The organism is Kitasatospora sp. SolWspMP-SS2h, from assembly GCF_003259315.1.
In the GTDB taxonomy this organism is placed as follows: domain Bacteria; phylum Actinomycetota; class Actinomycetes; order Streptomycetales; family Streptomycetaceae; genus Kitasatospora; species Kitasatospora fiedleri.
On record NZ_QLLT01000025.1, the window covers coordinates 38,602 to 59,185 of the forward strand.

At 72.1% G+C, this 20,584-nt stretch carries 16 protein-coding genes and 1 riboswitch; of the genes, 11 read left to right on the plus strand and 5 right to left on the minus strand.

What is annotated here, in order from left to right; all coding sequences use genetic code 11:
- Positions 1 to 6: 6 nt before the first annotated feature.
- Positions 7 to 2,208, minus strand: a complete 2,202-nt coding sequence (glgX, locus tag K353_RS26815) for a glycogen debranching protein GlgX (protein ID WP_111556108.1) — start codon at positions 2,206 to 2,208, stop codon at positions 7 to 9.
- A gap of 236 nt (positions 2,209 to 2,444) precedes the next feature.
- Between glgX and K353_RS26820 the strand changes: the two genes are divergently transcribed.
- From K353_RS26820 to K353_RS26835, 4 genes are all read left to right on the plus strand, one after another.
- Complete coding sequence (locus K353_RS26820) at positions 2,445 to 3,662, plus strand: Ig-like domain-containing protein (protein ID WP_111556109.1); 1,218 nt, start codon at positions 2,445 to 2,447, stop codon at positions 3,660 to 3,662.
- A gap of 193 nt (positions 3,663 to 3,855) precedes the next feature.
- A complete protein-coding gene (locus tag K353_RS26825; protein WP_233533855.1) occupies positions 3,856 to 5,082 on the plus strand; it encodes an Ig-like domain-containing protein in 1,227 nt (408 codons plus the stop codon).
- A 184-nt stretch (positions 5,083 to 5,266) separates the two neighbouring features.
- Positions 5,267 to 6,460, plus strand: a complete 1,194-nt coding sequence (locus K353_RS26830; RefSeq protein WP_233533856.1) for an Ig-like domain-containing protein — start codon at positions 5,267 to 5,269, stop codon at positions 6,458 to 6,460.
- A gap of 172 nt (positions 6,461 to 6,632) precedes the next feature.
- Positions 6,633 to 7,133, plus strand: coding sequence for an ATP-binding protein (locus K353_RS26835; protein WP_370447664.1), 501 nt, complete (start codon positions 6,633 to 6,635; stop codon positions 7,131 to 7,133).
- A gap of 219 nt (positions 7,134 to 7,352) precedes the next feature.
- On the opposite strand, the gene K353_RS26840 is transcribed toward K353_RS26835, so the two are convergent.
- The 4 genes from K353_RS26840 to gcvT form a co-directional block, all read right to left on the minus strand.
- Positions 7,353 to 8,738 carry an L-serine ammonia-lyase gene (locus tag K353_RS26840; protein WP_111556112.1) on the minus strand — a complete coding sequence of 462 codons (1,386 nt, stop codon included), beginning with the start codon at positions 8,736 to 8,738 and terminating at the stop codon, positions 7,353 to 7,355.
- Between the two features lie 159 nt (positions 8,739 to 8,897).
- A complete protein-coding gene (gene glyA / locus K353_RS26845) occupies positions 8,898 to 10,166 on the minus strand; it encodes a serine hydroxymethyltransferase (protein WP_111556113.1) in 1,269 nt (422 codons plus the stop codon).
- 16 nt (positions 10,167 to 10,182) lie between these two features.
- Positions 10,183 to 10,557 (minus strand): glycine cleavage system protein GcvH, encoded by a 375-nt coding sequence (gcvH, locus tag K353_RS26850; protein ID WP_030919412.1) that lies wholly within the window; start codon positions 10,555 to 10,557, stop codon positions 10,183 to 10,185.
- A gap of 102 nt (positions 10,558 to 10,659) precedes the next feature.
- On the minus strand, positions 10,660 to 11,829 hold the full coding sequence (gene gcvT, locus K353_RS26855; RefSeq protein WP_370447665.1) for a glycine cleavage system aminomethyltransferase GcvT: 1,170 nt from the start codon (positions 11,827 to 11,829) through the stop codon (positions 10,660 to 10,662).
- Positions 11,830 to 11,928: 99 nt separating this feature from the next.
- Positions 11,929 to 12,034: riboswitch (glycine riboswitch) on the minus strand.
- A gap of 185 nt (positions 12,035 to 12,219) precedes the next feature.
- Between gcvT and K353_RS26860 the strand changes: the two genes are divergently transcribed.
- From K353_RS26860 to K353_RS26890, 7 genes are all read left to right on the plus strand, one after another.
- Positions 12,220 to 12,987, plus strand: a complete 768-nt coding sequence (locus K353_RS26860; RefSeq protein WP_111556115.1) for an enhanced serine sensitivity protein SseB — start codon at positions 12,220 to 12,222, stop codon at positions 12,985 to 12,987.
- Between the two features lie 116 nt (positions 12,988 to 13,103).
- The gene (locus K353_RS26865) at positions 13,104 to 13,928 is read left to right on the plus strand and encodes an enhanced serine sensitivity protein SseB C-terminal domain-containing protein (protein WP_111556116.1); all 825 of its coding nucleotides are present in this window, start codon (positions 13,104 to 13,106) and stop codon (positions 13,926 to 13,928) included.
- A 588-nt stretch (positions 13,929 to 14,516) separates the two neighbouring features.
- Positions 14,517 to 15,515 carry an ABC transporter permease gene (locus tag K353_RS26870; protein WP_100836280.1) on the plus strand — a complete coding sequence of 333 codons (999 nt, stop codon included), beginning with the start codon at positions 14,517 to 14,519 and terminating at the stop codon, positions 15,513 to 15,515.
- A gap of 28 nt (positions 15,516 to 15,543) precedes the next feature.
- Positions 15,544 to 17,313: an ABC transporter substrate-binding protein gene (locus K353_RS26875; RefSeq protein WP_111556117.1), complete on the plus strand. Its 1,770-nt coding sequence runs from the start codon at positions 15,544 to 15,546 to the stop codon at positions 17,311 to 17,313.
- A gap of 118 nt (positions 17,314 to 17,431) precedes the next feature.
- A complete protein-coding gene (locus K353_RS26880; RefSeq protein WP_111556118.1) occupies positions 17,432 to 18,430 on the plus strand; it encodes an ABC transporter permease in 999 nt (332 codons plus the stop codon).
- Positions 18,427 to 19,473, plus strand: a complete 1,047-nt coding sequence (locus K353_RS26885) for an ABC transporter ATP-binding protein (RefSeq protein ID WP_111556119.1) — start codon at positions 18,427 to 18,429, stop codon at positions 19,471 to 19,473. Before K353_RS26880 ends, K353_RS26885 begins: the two co-directional genes overlap by 4 nt.
- 28 nt (positions 19,474 to 19,501) lie before the next feature.
- Complete coding sequence (locus K353_RS26890) at positions 19,502 to 20,551, plus strand: ABC transporter ATP-binding protein (RefSeq protein WP_111556120.1); 1,050 nt, start codon at positions 19,502 to 19,504, stop codon at positions 20,549 to 20,551.
- The last annotated feature ends 33 nt before the right edge of the window (positions 20,552 to 20,584 follow it).

Below are 20,584 nucleotides of genomic sequence, written 5' to 3' on the forward strand. Positions count from 1 at the left end.
GCGCGGTCAGCCGGCCGTCAGCAGCACCGCCGAACGGCCCGTCAGCAGCACCTCCGCCACCGGCACGGCGTCCGGCGGGCCGGCCAGCGCGGTGTCCAGCAGCGGCACGTGCGGGGCGGGCAGCGTGAAGCGCCGCGGCTCGGGGGCGGCGTTCAGCAGCAGCAGGAAGTCGGCGTCCCGCACCTCCCGGCCCCGCTGGTCGCGCTCGGAGATCGCGCCGCCGGACAGCCGCATCGCCAGCGCCTGCCCCGGCGAGAACCAGTCCGCGTCGGTCATCTCGGTGCCCGCCGGGGTCAGCCAGGTGAGGTCCCGCTGCCCGTCCGGCCCGGCCGGGCGGCCGGAGAAGAACGCCCGCTGCCGCAGCACCGGGTGCGCCCGGCGCAGGTGCACCAGCCTGGCGGTCAGCTCGGCCAGCGAGCGCCAGTCCGGATCGTCCAGCAGCGACCAGTCCACCCAGCCGGTCTCGTTGTCCTGGCAGTACGCGTTGTTGTTGCCGCCCTGGGTGCGGCCCATCTCGTCGCCCGCGGTGATCATCGGCACCCCGCTGGAGAGCAGCAGCGTGGTCAGCAGGTTGCGCAGCTGGCGCACCCGCAGCGAGCGGACCGCCGGGTCGTCGCTCTCGCCCTCCGCGCCGTGGTTCCAGGACCGGTTGTCGTCGGTGCCGTCCCGGTTGTCCTCGCCGTTGGCCCCGTTGTGCTTGCGGTCGTAGCTGACCAGGTCGCGCAGGGTGAAGCCGTCGTGCGCGGTGACGAAGTTGACCGAGGCGTACGGGCGGCGGCCGCCGCGCTGGTACAGGTCGGAGGAGCCGGAGAGCCGGGTGGCCAGCTCCCGGACGTCCGGCCGGGCGCCGCGCCAGAAGTCCCGGACGGTGTCCCGGTAGTGGTCGTTCCACTCGCCCCACAGCGGCGGGAAGCCGCCCACCTGGTAGCCGCCCGGGCCGACGTCCCACGGCTCGGCGATCAGCTTCACCCGGCTGAGCAGCGGGTCCTGGGAGACCGCGGCGAGGAACGGGTGCTCCATCTCCACGCCGTCCGCGCCGCGGGCCAGCGCCGCCGCCAGGTCGAACCGGAAGCCGTCCACGCCCATCTCGGCCACCCAGTACCGCAGCGAGTCGGTGATCAGCCGGATCACCTGCGGACGGCGGGTGTCCAGCGTGTTGCCGCAGCCGGTGTAGTCCGCGTAGCCGCGCCGGGAGCGGTCCGGCCGGTAGTAGCCGGTGTTGTCGATGCCGCGGAAGGAGAGCGCCGGGCCCATCACGCCCTGCTCGGCCGTGTGGTTGTAGACCACGTCGAGGATCACCTCGATGCCCGCGGCGTGCAGCGCCCGCACCATCCGCTTGAACTCGCCGACCTGCTGGCCCCGGCTGCCGCCCGCCGCGTAGCCCGCGTGCGGGGCGAAGTAGCCGAGCGTGTTGTAGCCCCAGTAGTTGACCAGCCCGCGGGCCTGCAGGTGGTCCTCGCTGACGTGGTGGTGCACCGGCAGCAGCTCCACCGCCGTCACCCCCAGCCCGGTCAGGTGCGCGACCGCCGCCGGGTGCGCCAGCCCCGCGTAGGTGCCGCGCAGCTCGGGCGGCACCTCCGGGTGGCGCATGGTGAAGCCGCGCACGTGCAGCTCGTACAGCACCGTCTCGGCCCAGGGCGTCTTCGGCCGCTGGTCGTCGTACCAGTCGTCGGCGTCGTCCACCACCACGGCCTTGGGCACGTACGGCGCGGAGTCCCGGTCGTCCCGGACGGTGTCCGCCACGTCCCGCTCGGGCCAGTTGCGGACGGCCGCGCAGGTCGCGTCGTGGGCCGTGTAGGCGCCGTCGATCGCCCGGGCGTACGGGTCGAGCAGCAGCTTGGCGGGATTGTGCCGGGCGCCGGTCCACGGGTCCCACCGGCCGTGCACCCGGAAGCCGTAGCGGGTGCCGGGCAGCACGCCCGGCAGGTAGCCGTGCCAGGTCTGGTACGTCTGCTCGGTCAGCCGGTGCCGGCTCTCCCGGCCGCGCTCGTCGAACAGGCACAGGTCGACCGCCTCGGCCTGCGGGGCCCAGAGCGCGAAGTTGGTGCCCCGGCCGCCCTCCGGGTCGGTGCGGAACCGGGCGCCCAGCGGCTGCCAGTTGCCCGGCCACGGCGGCGCGGCGTCCGGCCGGGGCGCCGCGCCGTCCCACCGGGCGGCCGACCGCGCCTGACGGGCCGTGCCCGCATCCAGCTCCTGCCACGCCGTCATGGCGAACCTCCCAGCCGTCCGGGGGCCCGTCCCCGTTCTTCCCGTTGTTCCCTGTCCGACGGCCCGCGTCACCCCGGGCCGAGCGGCGTGACGCACCGTGATCGATCATGTGCCCAGCGGAGCCGGGTGCGGAAACCATCCGGTCGTGTCCGCGCGGCGGAATCGACCGTCGGGTCCGGTACGGGGTGGTATCGGAGAAGATGTCGGACGGACGTCAGGCGAGGACGGAGGACGGCATGCGCGCCGCGGTACGGCTCTGGACCCGGCGGGCGGCGGCGCTCGCCCTGGTGCTGCTGACCGGCTGCTCCGGCGGTGGCGGTGGTGGCGACGGCGGCGACCGGCCGCCGGGCGGCGCGGCCGCCCCGCCGCCGGTCTCCCGGGCCCGGCTCGCGGTGCGGCCCGCCGACGGCGCGCGGGACGTCCCGGCCGACGGCCCGGTGCGGGTCGAGGTCGACGGCGGCCGGCTGCTGACCGTCCGGCTCGCCGACGACCGGGGCGCCGCCGTCCCCGGCACCCTCACCGCCGACGGCACCCGCTGGACGGCCGACCGCCGGCTGGCCACCGCCACCGGGTACACCCTGGACGCGGTCGCCGAGGACGCGGACGGCCTGCGCGCCGCCCGGCACGCGGCCTTCGCCACCGCCGCCCCCGCGCACACCTTCGTCGGCTCCTCCACCCCCGGGGACGGCTCCACCGTCGGCGTCGGCATGCCGGTCTCGCTGCGCTTCTCGCACCCGATCGCGGACCGCGCCGCGGTGGAGCGGGCCGTCGCGGTGGTCTCCGACCCGCCGCTGGAGATCGCCCCGCACTGGTTCGGCGACCGGCGGCTGGACTTCCGCCCCGCCGCGTACTGGCCGGCCGGCACCCGGGTCACCCTGCGGCTGCGGCTCAGGGACGTCGAGGGCGCGCCCGGCTACCTCGGCACCCAGGACGAGGACGTGCACTTCACCGTCGGCCGCGCGCTGGTGGCCGTCGTCGACCTGGACGCGCACACCATGGCGGTCCGCCGGGACGGCGAGCTGCTGCGGGTGCTGCCGGTCAGCGGCGGCAGCCCCGGGCACCCCACCTACCTGGGCACCATGGTGGTCTCCGAACGCCACGAGGTGACCAGGATGGACTCGCGGACCGTCGGCCTCGGCGACGCGTACGACATCGCGGACGTCCCGCACGCGCTGCGGCTGACCGCCTCCGGCACCTTCGTGCACGGCAACTACTGGAGCGACCCGGCGGTCTTCGGCGCCGCCAACACCAGCCACGGCTGCATCGGCCTGCCCGACGCCAGGGGCGGCTCCGCCGACTCCCCGGCCGGCTGGCTCTACGCGCACACCCGCACCGGCGACGTGGTGGAGGTGCGCGGCTCCCGCGGCGAGCGGGTCGCCCCCGACAACGGCCTCTCCGACTGGAACCTGGACTGGCGGCAGTGGACGGCGGGCAGCGCGACGGGAGTTCACTGAACGCGCACCCGGCTCCCGCCGAAGATTCACCCGGCCGGGCCGGTTATCCTGGCCGCGCGCGACCGGAGTCGAACAGCGCGGGCACCGGATCGCGGTCGGCCCGGTGCAACCGATCCCGGGCACGGGCACGTGTACGCGATGGGAACACCGGGAGGGGAGCAGCGCAGTGGAGACGGTTCACGGGACCTGGGCCGTGGCGGGACGCGGACGCCGGGCCGGGCGGGCGGCGGCGGCCCTGCTGGTGGGCGGCGTACTGCTGCTCGGCACGGCCTGCAACGGCGACGGCGGCGGCGGGTCGACGGACGCCAAGGGCACGGCGGGCGGCGGGAGTCCGTCCTCCTCCGCGTCCGACCCCACCCCGAAGGTCTCGACCGCGCAGCTGACCGTCACCCCGGCCAACGGGGCCACCGACGTGCAGCCGAAGGACGGCCTGCAGGTGGCGGTGGCGAGCGGGAAGCTCACCAGCGTCGAGGTCACCGACAAGAACGGCAAGGCGGTGGACGGCAAGATCTCCGACGACGGCCTGAGCTGGAAGCCCGCCGGCCAGCTGGCCGTCGGCACCACCTACACGGTCGCCGCGCAGGCGGTGGACGCGGCCGGGCTGGTGGCCGCCTCGACCACCAGCTTCACCACGCTGACCCCGGCGAAGACCGCCTCGACCAACGACAACATCGCCGACAACGGCACCTACGGCGTCGGCATGATCGTCTCGGTCAGCTTCGGCAAGCCGATCAAGAACAAGGACGCGGTGCTGGCGGGCATCAGCGTCACCGGCTCCGACGGCACGGTGGCCAAGGGCCACTGGTTCACCAACCAGCGGCTGGACTTCCGGCCGGAGCAGTTCTGGAAGCCGGGCACCAAGGTGACGGTCAAGTACCGCCTGAAGAACGTCGAGGTGGCCCCCGGCGTGTACGGCGACATCGACAAGGACGAGCCGTTCACCATCGGCCGCTACCAGGTCTCCACGGTCGACGCGGCGGCCCACACCATGACGGTGGACCACGGCGGCGGCAAGACCGAGAGCATCCCGATCACGGCCGGCAACGACCAGAACGCGTCCTGGAACGGCACCATGGTGATCTCCTCCAAGGAGAAGGTCACCCGGATGAACTCGGCCACCGTCTCCAACGTCAAGGGCGACGAGTACGACGTCCCGGACGTGCCGCACGCGATGCGCCTGACCAGTACCGGCACCTACGTGCACGGCAACTACTGGAGCACCGCCTTCGGCAAGTCCAACGCCAGCCACGGCTGCGTCGGCATGGCCGACGTCAAGGGCGGCGGCGACAGCACGGCGGCGGGCAAGTTCTTCAACTCCTCGATCATCGGGGACGTGGTGCGGATCAAGAACTCCAAGGGCCAGACCGTCGCCGGCGACAACGGCTGGAGCGGCTGGACCGTCCCGTGGAGCAAGTGGTAGCCGACGGCCCGCTCGTACGCACGGCCCGCACGGCCCGGTGGTCACCCGACCGCCGGGCCGTGGTCCGTTCGTGACCGGACCGGGACACTCGGATCGCAACGTTTCCGGTCCCCGATCCGTCATATCAAGCGAAAGTCCTGTCAGCGGACAGGCGGGTGACTGGGGAGAGCGGAACGTGAAGGCGATGCGCGGGGCACATGTGGCGGGGGCGCTCGCGGGCGCCCTGGTGCTGATGACCACGGCCGGATGCAGCTCCGGCGCGGCGAAGCCGGACGGCCCCAAGGGCACGGCCGGCGCCACGGCCGGCGAGAGCAAGCCGGCGGCGTCGGCCGCCACCATCGCCATCGCGCCCGCCGACGGCGCCACCGGGGTCAAGCCGACCGGCGAGGTCAAGGTGACGGCCACGGCCGGGAAGCTCACCTCGGTCAAGGTCACCGGCCCGGACGGCGTCGAGGTGCCCGGCCAGATCGCCGCCGACGGCAGCTGGGCCCCCACCGGCAGCCTCCTGGTGGCCACCGCCTACACCGTGGACGCGCTCGCCGAGGACGACAAGGGCGTGGTCGCCAACGCGCGCTCCGGCTTCACCACCCTCACCCCCGACAAGGAGGCCGGCACCAGCGACAACATCGCGGACGCCGGCACCTACGGCGTCGGCATGATCGTCTCGGTGCGGTTCAAGCGGTCCGTGGTGAACAAGGACGCGGTCAAGGCCGGCATCACCTTCGAGACCTCCGACGGCACCGAGGTCCGCGGCCACTGGGTCAACGACAAGCGGATCGACTTCCGGCCGGAGAACTACTGGAACGCCGACACCAAGGTCACCATCCACTACAAGCTCAAGAATGTGGAGACCGCGCCCGGCGTGTACGGCGACGTGGACAAGGACGAGCCGTTCACCATCGGCCGCTCGCAGGTCTCCACCGTGGACGTCAACACCCACCGGATGTCGGTGGTCCGGGACGGCCGGCAGACCGACACCGTCGAGTTCACGGCCGGCAAGCCCGGCTACGACACCTGGAACGGCGTCATGGTGGTCGAGGCGTTGGAGGGCACCACCCGGATGACCTCCAACGGCGTCACCAAGGAGGGCTCCGGCGACGAGTACGACCTGGTGGTTCCGCACGCCATGAGGTTGACGGACTCCGGCACCTACGTGCACGGCAACTCGTGGAGCGCGGGCGTGATCGGCCGCTCCAACGGCAGCCACGGCTGCATCGGCGTCACCGACACCGCCAAGGGCGGCGACGACACCCCGGCGGGCAAGCTCTACAACTCCAGCATGGTCGGGGACGTGTTCAAGGTGGTCAACTCCAAGGGCGCGACCGTCTCGATCGACAACGGCCTGGGCGGGTGGAACACCCCCTGGGCGCAGTGGTGACGCCCGGGCGTCCGTTCGGTTGCTGGCGGCATATGCCAAATGAATAGTGATCGTTTGCTCATTGTCCGTACGCGGCCGCTCGCGTTCCGCAATGATGGGGCGCATGGCGGCATGGGGCGAAGCAGAGCGGTCATCACTTCCGGTGTCCGGCAGGCGTGGTGACGATCCGTCAGTGATCGGCGCCGGCGTGGTGCTGGCCGACCTGGAGCGGCTGACGCCGGAGGAGATGGAGCACCTCTTCTTCGGCGTCCTCAGCGATCCCGACGCCGCGGAGGAGGTGCGGCTGCCCTCCCGCCCGGAGTCGGCCAAGGTGGCCCGCCGGCTGGTCCTCTCGGTCTTACGGACGTGGAAACTCCACCAGCTGCTGGAGGCCGGGGAGTTGCTCACGGGCGAACTGGTGGCCAACGCCGTCCGGCACGCGGGCGGCCGGATGATCGGACTCAAGGTGACCCGCCGCCCCGGCTGGCTGCGGGTCGAGGTCCGGGACTCCTCGCGCGCCCTGCCCTGCCTGATCCGGGCCCCCGAGGTCGGCTACCAGAACGGCCACGGCCTGCGGCTGGTGGAGTCGCTCGCCGACCGCTGGGGCGCCGACCTGCTGCCGCGCGGCAAGGGCGTCTGGTTCGAGATCAGGATCCGCGAGCGGGCCGCCGCCATCGCCGCCGCCGCACTCTGAGCCCGCCCCGCCGTCTGCCTGGTATGTGAAGGTGAAGTGAACCACAGGCCTTGGTTTCGATTTTGTCGGCCGGTTCATAGCATGCGATAGTCATGCACGTCGGGCAGCACAACCCGACGCCTCCCCTCCGCCGGCACGCACCCCCTTGGCCGCCGTAGGACGCACAGGGGCCCCGGACCGCGCACCACCGCGGACAGGGGCCCCGTACCGTTTCCGGGGTCAGCACTCGATGACGTTGACGGCGAGGCCGCCGCGGCTGGTCTCCTTGTACTTGATCTTCATGTCGGCGCCGGTCTCCTTCATGGTCTTGATCGCCTTGTCGAGGGAGACGTGGTGGCGCCCGTCGCCGCGCAGGGCCATCCGGGCGGCGGTGACGGCCTTGACCGAGGCCATGCCGTTGCGTTCGATGCAGGGGATCTGGACCAGGCCGCCGACCGGGTCGCAGGTGAGGCCGAGGTTGTGCTCGATGCCGATCTCGGCGGCGTTCTCGACCTGCTCGGGGGTGCCGCCGAGGACCTCGGCGAGGCCGCCCGCGGCCATCGAGCAGGCGGAGCCGACCTCGCCCTGGCAGCCGACCTCGGCGCCGGAGATGGAGGCGTTCTCCTTGAAGAGCATGCCGATCGCGCCCGCGGCGAGCAGGAAGCGGACGATGCCGTCCTGCTCCTCTCCTTCGGAGTACGCGCCCGGGACGATGAAGTTCAGGTAGTAGTGCAGGACGGCCGGGATGATCCCGGCGGCGCCGTTGGTGGGGGCGGTGACCACCCGGCGGCCGGAGGCGTTCTCCTCGTTGACGGCCATCGCGTAGAGGGTGACCCACTCCATCGCGTTGCCCGGGTTGACGCCCTCGGCGCGCAGCGCGCGGGCGGCGGAGGCGGCCCGGCGGCGGACCTTGAGGCCGCCGGGGAGGATGCCCTCGCGGGACATGCCGGCCGCGACGCACTCCTTCATGACGGCCCAGATCTCCAGCAGCCCGGCCCGGATCTCGGCCTCGGTGCGCCACGCCTTCTCGTTCTCCAGCATCAGGCCGGAGATGGACAGGCCGGTCTCCCTGGTCAGCCGCAGCAGCTCCTCGCCGGTGCGGAAGGGGTACCGCAGGGCGGTGTCGTCGGGCTTGATCCGGGCCTCGCCGAGGGCGTCCTCGTCGACCACGAAGCCGCCGCCGACCGAGTAGTAGGTCTTCTCCAGCAGCGTCTCGCCGGAGGCGTCGTACGCCCACAGGGCCATGCCGTTGGCGTGGTAGGCGAGGGCCTTGCGGCGGTGCAGGACCAGGTCGTGGTCCGGGTCGAACGGGATCTCGTGCCGGCCGAGCAGGCTGAGCCGCTTGTCGGCGCGGATCCGCTCGACGTCCAGGTCGGCGCGGTCGACGTCGACCGTGCGGGGCGAGTGGTTCTCCAGGCCGAGCAGGACGGCCTTGGGGGTGCCGTGGCCGTGCCCGGTGGCGCCGAGCGAGCCGTACAGCTCGGCGCGGACGGTGGCGACCCGCTCCAGCAGGCCCTCGGAGCCGAGCCGGCGGGCGAACATCCGGGCCGCGCGCATCGGGCCCACGGTGTGCGAGGAGGAGGGGCCGATGCCGATGGAGAAGAGGTCGAAGACGCTGATGGCCACGGGGTGACGTCCTTGTCCGGTCTCGTGGTGGTGTGCCGGTTCCCGCCCGGTGGGGCGGGGCGCGGCATGGAACGGGGCACCGCGCGCACCTCTCCAGTGTGCGTGGTGCCCCGGGAAGCCCGGGCGGGCCGCCGGTCGGGCGGCCCGCCGAGCGGGGTCCTACAGCTCCGGGTAGAGCGGGTGGGCGGCCGCGAGCGCGGTCACCCGGGCCTTGAGCGCCTCGGCCTTGGCCTCGTCGAAGCCGGGCTTGAGCGCCTCGGCGATGACGTCGGCGACCTCGCGGAAGTCCTCGGCGCCGAAGCCGCGGGTGGCCAGCGCCGGGGTGCCGATCCGCAGGCCGGAGGTGACCATCGGCGGGCGCGGGTCGTTCGGGACGGCGTTGCGGTTGACCGTGATGCCGACCTCGTGCAGGCGGTCCTCGGCGTCCTGGCCGTTGAGCTCGCTGTGGCGCAGGTCGACCAGGACCAGGTGCACGTCGGTGCCGCCGGAGAGGACGGAGACGCCGGAGGCGGTCACGTCGTCCTGGAGCAGGCGCTCGGCGAGGATCTTCGCGCCCTCCAGGGTGCGACGCTGGCGCTCCTTGAACTCCTCGGAGGCCGCGACCTTGAACGCGACGGCCTTGGCGGCGATCACGTGCTCCAGCGGGCCGCCCTGCTGGCCGGGGAAGACCGCGGAGTTGATCTTCTTGGCCCACTCGGCCTTGGAGAGGATGACGCCGCCGCGCGGGCCGCCCAGGGTCTTGTGGGTGGTGGTGGTGACCACGTCCGCGTACGGCACCGGGGAGGGGTGCAGCCCGGCGGCGACCAGGCCGGCGAAGTGCGCCATGTCGACCATCAGCAGGGCGCCGACCTCGTCCGCGACCCGGCGGAACTCGGCGAAGTCCAGCTGGCGCGGGTAGGCGGACCAGCCGGCGATGATCAGCTTGGGCCGGTGCTCCTTGGCGAGGCGCTCGACCTCGGCCATGTCGACCTGGCCGGACTTCTCGTCCACGTGGTAGGCGACCACGTTGTAGAGCTTGCCGGAGAAGTTGATCTTCATGCCGTGGGTCAGGTGGCCGCCGTGGGCCAGGTTCAGGCCCAGGATGGTGTCGCCCGGCTGGATCAGCGCGAACATCGCCGCGGCGTTCGCCTGCGCGCCGGAGTGCGGCTGCACGTTGGCGTGCTCGGCGCCGAACAGCTCCTTGATCCGGTCGATGGCGATCTGCTCGACCACGTCGACGTGCTCGCAGCCGCCGTAGTAGCGGCGGCCGGGGTAGCCCTCGGCGTACTTGTTGGTGAGCACCGAGCCCTGGGCCTCCATGACCGCCACCGGGGCGAAGTTCTCGGAGGCGATCATTTCCAGGGTGGTCTGCTGGCGGTGCAGCTCGGCGTCGACCGCGGCGGCGATCTCCGGGTCGAGCGCGTGCAGGGACTGGTTGAGAACCGTCATCAGGGGGGTCTCCCGGTCAGGCGCCGGTGAAGGCGGTGTAGCCGTCGGCGTCGAGCAGCTCGTCGGTCGCCTCGACCCGGACCTTGAACAGCCAACCGCCCTCGAAGGGCTCCGAGTTGACCAGGGCCGGCTCGTCGATGACGGCCTGGTTGACCTCGGTGACCTCGCCGGTGGCGGGGGAGAAGAGGTCGCTGACCGACTTGGTGGATTCGAGCTCGCCGCAGGTCTCACCCGCGGTGACGGTGTCACCCACCGCGGGGAGCTGGACGTACACGATGTCGCCGAGGGCGTCGGCCGCGTGCGCGGTGATGCCGACCGTCGACACCCCGTCCACGGCGGCGGTCAGCCACTCGTGCTCCTTGGTGTACTGCAGGTGCGTGGGGTTGCTCATGGCGTCATTCTCCAGGATCGCGGGAGGGGAGGGCGCGGCCGTCCGCTGGGCGGACGAACCGGAGGAGGACCGGCTCGGGGTGGGGTCGGGGGAAGGCCGAGGTCAGCGGGCACGCCGGTAGAACGGCAGCGCGACGACCTCGACCGGCTCGGCCCGGCCGCGGACGTCCACCGCGAGGGTGCCGCCCGGCTCGGCGTGCGCGGCGTCCACGTACGCGATGGCGATCGGCTTGCCCAGGGTCGGGGACGGCGCGCCGGAGGTGATCCGGCCGATCACGGCGCCCTCGGCGTCCACCACCGCGTACTCGGCGCGCGGGACGCGCCGGCCCTCGGAGACCAGGCCGACCAGCTTGCGCGGCGGGTTGGACCCGGCCGCGGCGGCGGCCTCCTCCAGCGCCTTGCGGCCGACGAACCGCCCGTCGTTGGTGGTCTTGTCGAAGCGCACCACCCGGCCCAGGCCCGCGTCGAACGGGGTCAGCCCGGTGGACAGCTCGTGCCCGTACAGCGGCATGCCGGCCTCCAGGCGCAGCGTGTCGCGGCAGGACAGGCCGCACGGGACCAGGCCCTCGGCGGTGCCCGCCTCGGTCAGCGCGGTCCACAGGTGCGCGGCGTCGGCCGGGGCGCAGAACACCTCGAAGCCGTCCTCGCCGGTGTAGCCGGTGCGGGCCAGCCAGACCTGGCGGCCGGCGACGGTGGCGGGCAGCAGCGCGTAGTACTTGAGGCCGGGCAGGTCGGCGTCGGTGGTCTTGGCCAGGATGCCGTTCGCCTCCGGGCCCTGGACGGCGAGCAGCGCGTAGGCGTCCCGGTCGTCGCGGACGACGGCGTCGAAGCCGGCCGCGCGCTCGGTCAGCGCGTCCAGCACCACCTGGGCGTTGGAGGCGTTGGCCACCACCAGGTACTCCTGCTCGGCGGTGCGGTAGACGATCAGGTCGTCCAGGATGCCGCCGTCCTCGCGGCAGATCATGGTGTAGCGGGCGCGCAGCACGCCGAGCGCGGAGATGAAGCCGACCAGCGCGTGGTCGAGCAGCTCGCCGGCCTGCGGGCCGGAGACGGTGATCTCGCCCATGTGCGAGAGGTCGAACAGGCCCGCCTTCGTGCGGACCGCGAGGTGCTCCTCGCGCTCGCTGCCGTAGCGCAGCGGCATGTCCCAGCCCGCGAAGTCGGTCATGGTGGCGCCGAGCGAGCGGTGCAGCGCGTCGAGCGCGGTCAGGCGGAGGGACACGACAGGACTCCCGGGATCTGGAAACGGGCAGGCTGGGGCGAATCTCCCCATCTGTCGTCGAACCTGAGAGCTTCGCCGCCTCCTGAACAGGATGGCGGCTTGCACCGTGGGTGGGCGCACGGCGCGGCCGTGTCCACTTTCCAGATCTGCCTCGCCCGGGCGGTAGGGGGGCCTGAGAGATTCCGGGGAGGACTTGCTCCTTCGGCGCCGGTCGCGGCCTGTCGCCAGGCCGTTCCGGCTCTCCCGCGCGGGTTCGAGCGGCCGGTGTGAAGTTGTGGGCGGGCCCATCATGGCATGCCGGGGGCGGGTCGCGGGAGAGGGGGCCGGAGCGGGCCGCGGCGGACGGGGCCGGAGCGGGCCGCGGTGGACGGGGCCCACCGGGCCGCCGCACCGGGGCCGCGCGCCGCTAACCTGAGCGCAACCGCGGATGTGGAGGGCGAGATGGGGTTCCCGCTGGACGGGGTGCTGGAGGGCGGGGCCTGGCCGGCCAACGAGCTGGAGCAGGTGCTGACGGCCGCGCTCGGCGACCCCGGGGCGACGCCCCGGGTGATCGAGGTGCTGGCCCGCAGCCAGGTGTGGATCCCGCTGCCGTCCGGCACCTCCCCGGACGCCGAGGCGCTGGACCTGCCGACGCTGGAGCTGGCCGGGGCGCCGTACGTCCCGGTGTACTCCTCGCAGGAGCAGTACCTCCGGCACTGCCCGGGCATCCCGTTCGCGATCGCCCCGATGTGGGAGTTCGCCCGCGGGCTGCCGCTGGGCATCGGCGTCGCGGTCAACCCGGAGGCGCCGGTGGGCATCCCGGTGCCGCCGGAGGGCGTCGGCGAGCTGCGGCGCGGGCCGCGCGGCGAGCAGTGGGAGGCGCAGGGGGTGACCGAGGGTGCCCGGGTGGCGCTCAAGGAGCCCGAGCCGCACCAGGAGCCGTTCGCCTTCCTGGCCGCCGCGACCGGCGAACTCGTCGCGCTGCCCGGGGTCCTGACGGCCCGTCGGGCGCTGGCCCGGGTGGAGGGCGAGCCGACCCTGCTGTACGTCGGCGTGCAGCTGGACCCGGCGGCCCCCGCCGACCCGGCCGAGGTGAACACCGCGCTGGGCCGGGCGCTCGGAACCGCCCCGCCGAGCTGGGGCGTCCACCTGGTGCTGCTCGACCTGGTCGCCGATCCGGTGGTGGACTGGATGCTGGGGCGGGTACAGCCCTTCTACGTGCGGCCGTGACGGCGGCCCCGGTCCGCCGCGCGGGGCACGGCGGCATGACGGCTGTCGGGTGCGCCCCATAGGGTTGCCCGGAACACCGGAGCACGGCGGAACGGACGAAGAGAGTAGGCGGCGACGTGACGGGAGCAGCCGGCGACCCGGGGGCGGTCGAACGCGCCCTCGCAGCGGTCGCGCCGGAGCGCTGGGAGGCGTACGAGGGGCTGCTGCGGGCCCTGGCCGGCGGGCAGGTCTGGATGCTGCTCTGGCACGGCAGCCCCGGCAGTCCGGACGCCCAGTACGGGAACATGGACGTCGGCGGCCACGGCTACGCGCCCTGCGCGACCTCCCCCGGGCAGCTCGCGGCCAGCGGCTGGACGCGCGCCCACGAGGTGGTCTCCGGGCTGGAGATCGCCGCCGCGCTGTACCGCTCGCGCTGGGGCCTGTGGCTCGACCCGCACCGCCCCGGCGGCGGCGTCGGCGTGCCCTGGGCCGACCTGCGGCGGATCGCGCTCGGCCTGGACCGGCTGCCGGCCGGGCCGCTGCGGATCTCCGAACCCCCGGTGCAGGGCTCGCCGTTCTTCACCGTGCTGGAGCGGCAGGCGGGCGAGGTGCGGCCGCTGCGCTCGCTGCGCCGGGCCTGGGTGCAGCCGGTGCTGGGCGAGGGCTACCTGGCGGTCGGGCTGGACCTGTACGACACCTCCCCGCCGTCCGTGGAGGCGGCCCGGGCGCTGGTGCAGCGGGCGGCCGCGCAGGCGCCGGAGGGGCCCGGGGTGTCCACCGTGATGCTGGCCGACGAGTTCGACCCGGTGGCGATGTGGATGTGGGCCAACACCCGCCCGTTCTTCGACCGGCAGGGCGCCCCGCAGCCCGGGCCGACCGGCTTCGGTTACGCAGCGCAACCGCCGGCCGGGCCGGCCCCGGGGTGGCCGCAGGCTCCCTGGCCGGGCTATCCGGGCCGTTGAACCTACCCTGACGCCCCGTCGGAAAACCCCCGCCTCGACCTTTTGCCCGGTCGGCGGGGGTTTTTTACCGCCCCATGATCTACGCGCGCAACCCCGCGTGCCACCTGGCGTTTTCCCGCCACTGGCGGGGTGTCGTCAGTGTGCCCCTTGACGGACGCGTAACAGCTGTGTGAAGAACGATATGCGTCGACAACGGAATTGCATGCCAACAGATCACAGTTAGGCATCCTTCGGCATGGGGGTCTTCCGCCGGGCACTTCCCATGACAGAGAGTGCTGCGCAATGCGGAGCGCGACTCGAACCCCACGAAGGTGAACGCGTCCCCGCCAGCGCATGAACCGCACGACGCGTTTCTCCGTGCGGCAGCACCGTGCACGTCGGAGGCCTCCTGACCCGGAGCGCCCCAGCTCGGCGCGCCTCCGGCCGGAGGCGACCGAGGGATGCCCGCACCACCAGCAACGCCCTGCTTGCTCAACGCACTTCTGCACCGCCGCATCGGCGCCCGGCACCACCGAAACCGCTCTGCACTTCCGCACCGCACGCGACTCCGTGGGCCGGCCACCGTCGGCGAGGGGAACGAACTGACTCATGACCACACCCACCGAGACCCCTGGTTCGGCGGCCGACGCACAGCCTGACGGCTCGTCAACCGCCGAGCCGCCCAAGAAGATCGAGGGACGATCACCCGGCCGCATCGCCTGGGAGCGCCTCAAGCGCGACAAGGTCGCGCTGGCCGGCGGCGCCGTGGTGATCCTGCTGATCCTCGCGGCCCTCCTGGCGCCGGTGCTCACCGCGCTGTTCGGGCACCCGGTCGACGAGCCGCACGCGGACCAGATCAACCCCGACCTGGGCCTGCCCAAGGGCGCCTTCGGCGGCATCAGCGGCGACTACCTGCTCGGTGTCGACCCGACCTTCGGCCGTGACGTGTTCTCCCGGATCCTCTACGGCGCCCGGATCTCGCTGCTGGTCGCGCTCGGCGCGGCGGCGGTGGCGATCGTCATCGGCGTGGTGCTGGGCATCATGGCCGGCTACTTCGGCGGCTGGGTGGACTCGGTCATCAGCCGGGTGATGGACGTCCTGCTGGCCTTCCCGCAGCTGCTGTTCAGCATCGCGCTGGTCTCGGTGATCCCCAACTCGGTGCTCGGACTGGGCGACACGACGGTGCGCGTCCTGGTGCTGATGACGGTGATCGGCTTCTTCGGCTGGCCGTACATCGGACGCATCGTCCGGGGCCAGGCGATGTCGCTGCGCGAACGCGAGTTCGTCGACGCCGCCCGCAGCCTCGGCGCCGGCCGCGCGCACATCCTGTTCCGCGAACTGCTGCCCAACCTGGTGGCGCCGATCCTGGTCTACACGACCCTGATCATCCCCACCAACATCCTGAACGAGGCGGCGCTCAGCTTCCTCGGGGCCGGCGTCCGGCCGCCCACCCCGTCCTGGGGCCAGATGCTCTCGGACGCGGTCGGGATCTACCAGGCCGATCCCACCTACATGGTGATCCCCGGTCTCGCCATCTTCATCACCGTGCTCGCCTTCAACCTCTTCGGTGACGGCCTGCGTGACGCTCTCGACCCCAAGGGCAACTGAGCCCGCAACTCTGGAGGATCTCCAACCCATGAAGCGAAACAGGACGCTCGCGGCCGCTGCCCTGGTGGCCGCCCTCGCCCTCACCACCGCGGCCTGCGGCGGCAGCAAGGGCGGCTCGGGCGGCGACAACGCGAGCAAGGGCGGTTCGGCGGGGTTCAACGCGGCGGCCGAGAAGGTGGTGAACCCGTCCGACAAGAAGGGCGGCACCCTCAACCTGTGGACCACCACCGACGTGGACTCGCTCGACCCCGGTCGCGCGTACTACGCCTCGGTGTGGAACTACGAGCGCTTCTACACCCGCACCCTGCTGGCCTTCGACGGCAAGCCGGGCAAGGACGGCCTGAACCTCGTCCCCGACCTGGCCACCGCCAAGCCGGAGATCTCCGCCGACGGCAAGACCTACACCTTCAAGCTGAAGTCCGGCCTGAAGTTCGAGGACGGCTCGGTCATCACCTCGAAGGACGTCAAGTACGGCATCGAGCGCATCTTCGCGCAGGACGTCGTCTCCGGCGGCCCGACCTACCTGATCAACGAGCTGGACCAGGGCCAGGGCTACAAGGGCCCCTACACCGACGCCGACCCGAACAAGCTCGGCCTCAAGACGGTGGAGACCCCGGACGACACCACCATCGTCTTCCACCTGGCCAAGCCGAACTCGGACTTCCCGTACCTGCTGGCCATGGGCTCCGCCGCCCCGGTCCCGCAGAAGCTGGACACCGGCTCCAAGTACGGCGACAAGCCGGTCTCCTCCGGCCCGTACAAGTTCAAGTCGGTCGAGCCGGGCAAGGGCTACGAGCTGGTCCGCAACGAGAACTGGGACGCCTCCACCGACCCGTTCCGCAAGGCGCTGCCGGACGTCGTCAAGCTGACCGTCACCACCAACGCCGACGACATGGACGCCCGCCTGCTGGCGAACACCGCCGACCTCGACTGGGCCCAGACCGGCCTGTCGCAGGCCGCCCAGGTCAAGGTGCTCCAGGACCCGACCCTCAAGGCCAACACCGACGACCCGTACAACGGCTTCATCCGGTACGTCACGATGGCCCCGTCGGTCGCCCCGTTCGACAACATCCACTGCCGCAACGCGGTGCTGTACGCGGCCGACTCCACCGCCCTGCAGACCGCCCGCGGCGGCTCGGTGGCCGGTTCGCTGTTCGGCTCGATGCTGCCCCCGAACATCCTCGGCTCCGACGACTACGACCCGTTCGGCCTGACCAAGGGCAAGCCGAACCTGGACAAGGCCAAGGAGGAGCTGGCGGCCTGCGGCCAGCCCAACGGCTTCCACACCACCATCGCGGTGCGCGGCAACAAGCCGAAGGAGGTCAACTCCGCGGTGGCGCTGCAGACCGCCCTCAAGGCCGCCAACATCGACGTCACCGTCGACCAGTACGACGGCAAGCTGATCTCCTCGGTGATCGGCGCGCCCGACGTGGTCAAGTCCAAGGGCTACGGCCTGATCGTGATGGGCTGGGGCGCCGACTACCCGACCGGCTCCGGCTACCTCCAGCCGCTGGTCGACGGCCGCTTCATCGCCAGCAACGGCAACAACAACTACGCCGAGATCAACGACCCGGAGATCAACGGCTGGTTCGACCAGGCCGCGCAGGAGACCGACCCGGCCAAGGCCGCCGACCTGTACAAGAAGATCAACCACAAGGTGGTCGACGGCGCCTACTACCTGCCGATCGTGGCGGACAAGGCGCTGAACTGGCGCAACCCGCGCCTGACCAACGTCTACATCACCGACGCCTACGGCGAGGTCGACTTCCAGGCGCTCGGCGTCTCCGACGGCAAGTGACCTGACCTTCTCCTGAGTTCTCACCGCTAGTCCGAAGGGCAGGTGAAGGCCCTGCCGGGGCCGGCCGGGAGCTCCCCCACCGGGGAGACCCGGCCGGCCCGCGGCAGGGCCGACCGCAGTGCTCGTGTATCTCGTCAGGCGACTGCTCAACGTCGCCTTCATGCTGTTGGTGGTCGCCGCGGTGACCTTCGGCATCTTCTTCATGGTGCCGAAGCTCACCGGGACCGACCCCGCGATGCTCTACGTGGGCAAGATCGCGGACAAGGCGGCGGTCGAGGGCATCCGCCACAAGATGGGCCTCGACAAGTCGATCATCGAACAGTTCTGGCTCTTCCTGCGCGGGGTGTTCGCCGGCCGCGACTTCAACGCCGGCACCGACCTGACCCACTGCGCTGCCCCCTGCCTGGGCTACTCGTTCAAGACCGAGCAGGAGGTCTGGCCGCTCCTGCTCAACCGGGTCGGCGTCGACATCTCGCTCGCGGTCGGGGCCTCCGTGCTCTGGCTGGTGTTCGGCACCGCCACCGGCATCATCTCCGCGCTGCGCCGCGGCACCGCGCTGGACCGCGTCACCATGACCGTCGCGCTGGCCGGCGTCTCGCTGCCGATGTACTTCACCGGCCTGGTCGCGCTCGCGGTGTTCGTCAACCAGCTCGGCTGGTTCCCCAACAACTACACCGACTTCGCGGACGACCCGGTCTCCTGGTTCCAGGGGCTGGTGCTGCCCTGGGTGACCCTGGCGTTCCTGTTCGCCGCGACCTACGCCCGGCTCAGCCGGGCCACCCTGCTGGACGTGCTGGGCGAGGACTACATCCGCACCGCGCGGGCCAAGGGCCTCCGGGAGCCGGTGGTCATCGGCAAGCACGCCATGCGCTCCACGCTGACCCCGATCCTGACCATCTTCGGCATGGACCTCGGCGGCCTGCTCGGCGGCGCGGTGCTCACCGAGAAGACCTTCAACCTGCGCGGACTCGGCTACGAGGCGGTCACCTCGATCCAGTCCAGCGACCTCCCGGTGATCATGGGCGTGACCCTGTTCGCCGCGTTCTTCATCATCATGGCCAACCTCGCGGTTGACCTGCTGTACGCCGTCGTCGACCCCCGGGTGAGGCTGACATGAGCAACACCGACAAGCCTTTCCTGTCCGTCCGCGACCTGAAGGTGCACTTCCCCACCGACGACGGACTGGTCAAGTCCGTCAACGGGCTCAGCTTCGACCTGGAGCGCGGCAGGACGCTCGGCATCGTCGGCGAGTCCGGCTCCGGGAAGTCCGTCACCTCGCTGTCGATCATGGGCCTGCACCGCACCGGCACCAAGCGCGGCGCCCCGCGGATCACCGGCGAGATCTGGCTCGACGGCGAGGAGCTGGTCGCGGCCGGCCCCGAGCGGGTGCGCAAGCTGCGCGGCCAGAAGATGGCGATGATCTTCCAGGACCCGCTGACCGCGATGCACCCCTACTACACGGTCGGCGCCCAGATCGTCGAGGGCTACCGGGCCCACCACCCCGGCGCCTCCAAGAAGGAGGCCCGCACCCGGGCGGTCGAGATGCTCGACCGGGTCGGCATCCCGCAGCCCGACAAGCGGGTCGACAACTACCCGCACGAGTTCTCCGGCGGCATGCGCCAGCGCGCCATGATCGCGATGGCGCTGGTCAACGACCCCTCGCTGCTGATCGCCGACGAGCCGACCACCGCCCTCGACGTCACCGTCCAGGCGCAGATCCTCGACCTGATCCGCGACCTCCAGAAGGAGTTCGGCTCGGCGGTCGTCATCATCACCCACGACCTGGGCGTGGTCGCCGAACTCGCCGACGACATCCTGGTCATGTACGGCGGCAAGCCCGTCGAGCGCGGCCCCGCCGCCACCATCTTCGAATCCCCCGAGCACCCCTACACCTGGGGCCTGCTCGGCTCGATGCCCCGCCTCGACCGGGAGCTCCAGGACCGGCTGATCCCGGTCAAGGGCACCCCGCCGAGCCTGATCAACGTGCCGTCCGGCTGCGCGTTCCACCCGCGCTGCCCGTACGCCGAGCTCACCGGCGGCCGCTCGTTCACCGAGGTGCCCGTGCTCGCCGAGGCCGCGCCCCGGCACCACGCCGCCTGCCACCTGCCGATCGCCGAACGCCACCGGATCTTCGCCGAAGAGATCGCGCCCCGGCTGTGAGCACGTACCACCCATTTGGAGAGCAGCGATGACGGACAGTCAGACGGCGGTGCCGCAGCTCGTGAAGGTGCCCGCCCAGGCGCCCGGGCCCGACCGCGAACCCCTGCTGAGGGTCACCGGACTGACCCGGCACTTCCCGGTCACCAAGGGCCTGCTGAAGCGCCAGGTCGGCGCGGTGCGGGCGGTCGACGGCATCGACTTCGCGGTCAACGCGGGCGAGACGCTCGGCGTGGTCGGCGAGTCCGGCTGCGGCAAGTCCACCATGGGACGCCTGGTCACCCGGCTCGACGAACCCACCGGCGGAAAGATCGAGTTCGAGGGCGCCGACATCACCCACCTGGGCGTCGCGGCGATGCGGCCGTACCGGCGCGACATCCAGATGATCTTCCAGGACCCGTACTCCTCGCTGAACCCCCGGCACACCATCGGCACCATCGTCGGCGCGCCCTTCCACCTCCAGAAGGTCAAGACCGAACACGGCGTCAAGCGGGCCGTCCAGGACCTGCTGGAGCTCTGCGGCCTCAGCCCCGAGCACTACAACCGCTACCCGCACGAGTTCTCCGGCGGCCAGCGCCAGCGCATCGGCATCGCCCGCGCCCTGGCCCTGCGCCCGAAGATGATCGTGGCCGACGAGCCGGTCTCCGCGCTGGACGTCTCGATCCAGGCCCAGGTGGTCAACCTGCTGGACGACCTCCAGAAGGAACTCGGCCTCACCTACCTGATCATCGCGCACGACCTCTCGGTCGTCCGGCACGTCTCCGACCGGGTCGCCGTCATGTACCTCGGCAAGGTGGTGGAGATCGCCGACCGGGACGCCCTGTACTCCCGGCCGATGCACCCCTACACCAACGCCCTGATGTCCGCGGTGCCGGTGCCCGACCCGCGCCGCAAGGAGCGCCGCGAGCGCATCCTGCTCACCGGCGACGTCCCCTCCCCGCTCAACCCGCCCTCCGGCTGCCGCTTCCGCACCCGCTGCTGGAAGGCCCAGGACGTCTGCGCGAGCGAGGAACCGCCGCTGGCCGCGGTGGCGACCGGGCACCAGGTGGCCTGCCACTTCCCGGAGAACGCGGCCGAGTAGCGCCGCCCGACACCCTCCGGACCGCGGGGTCCG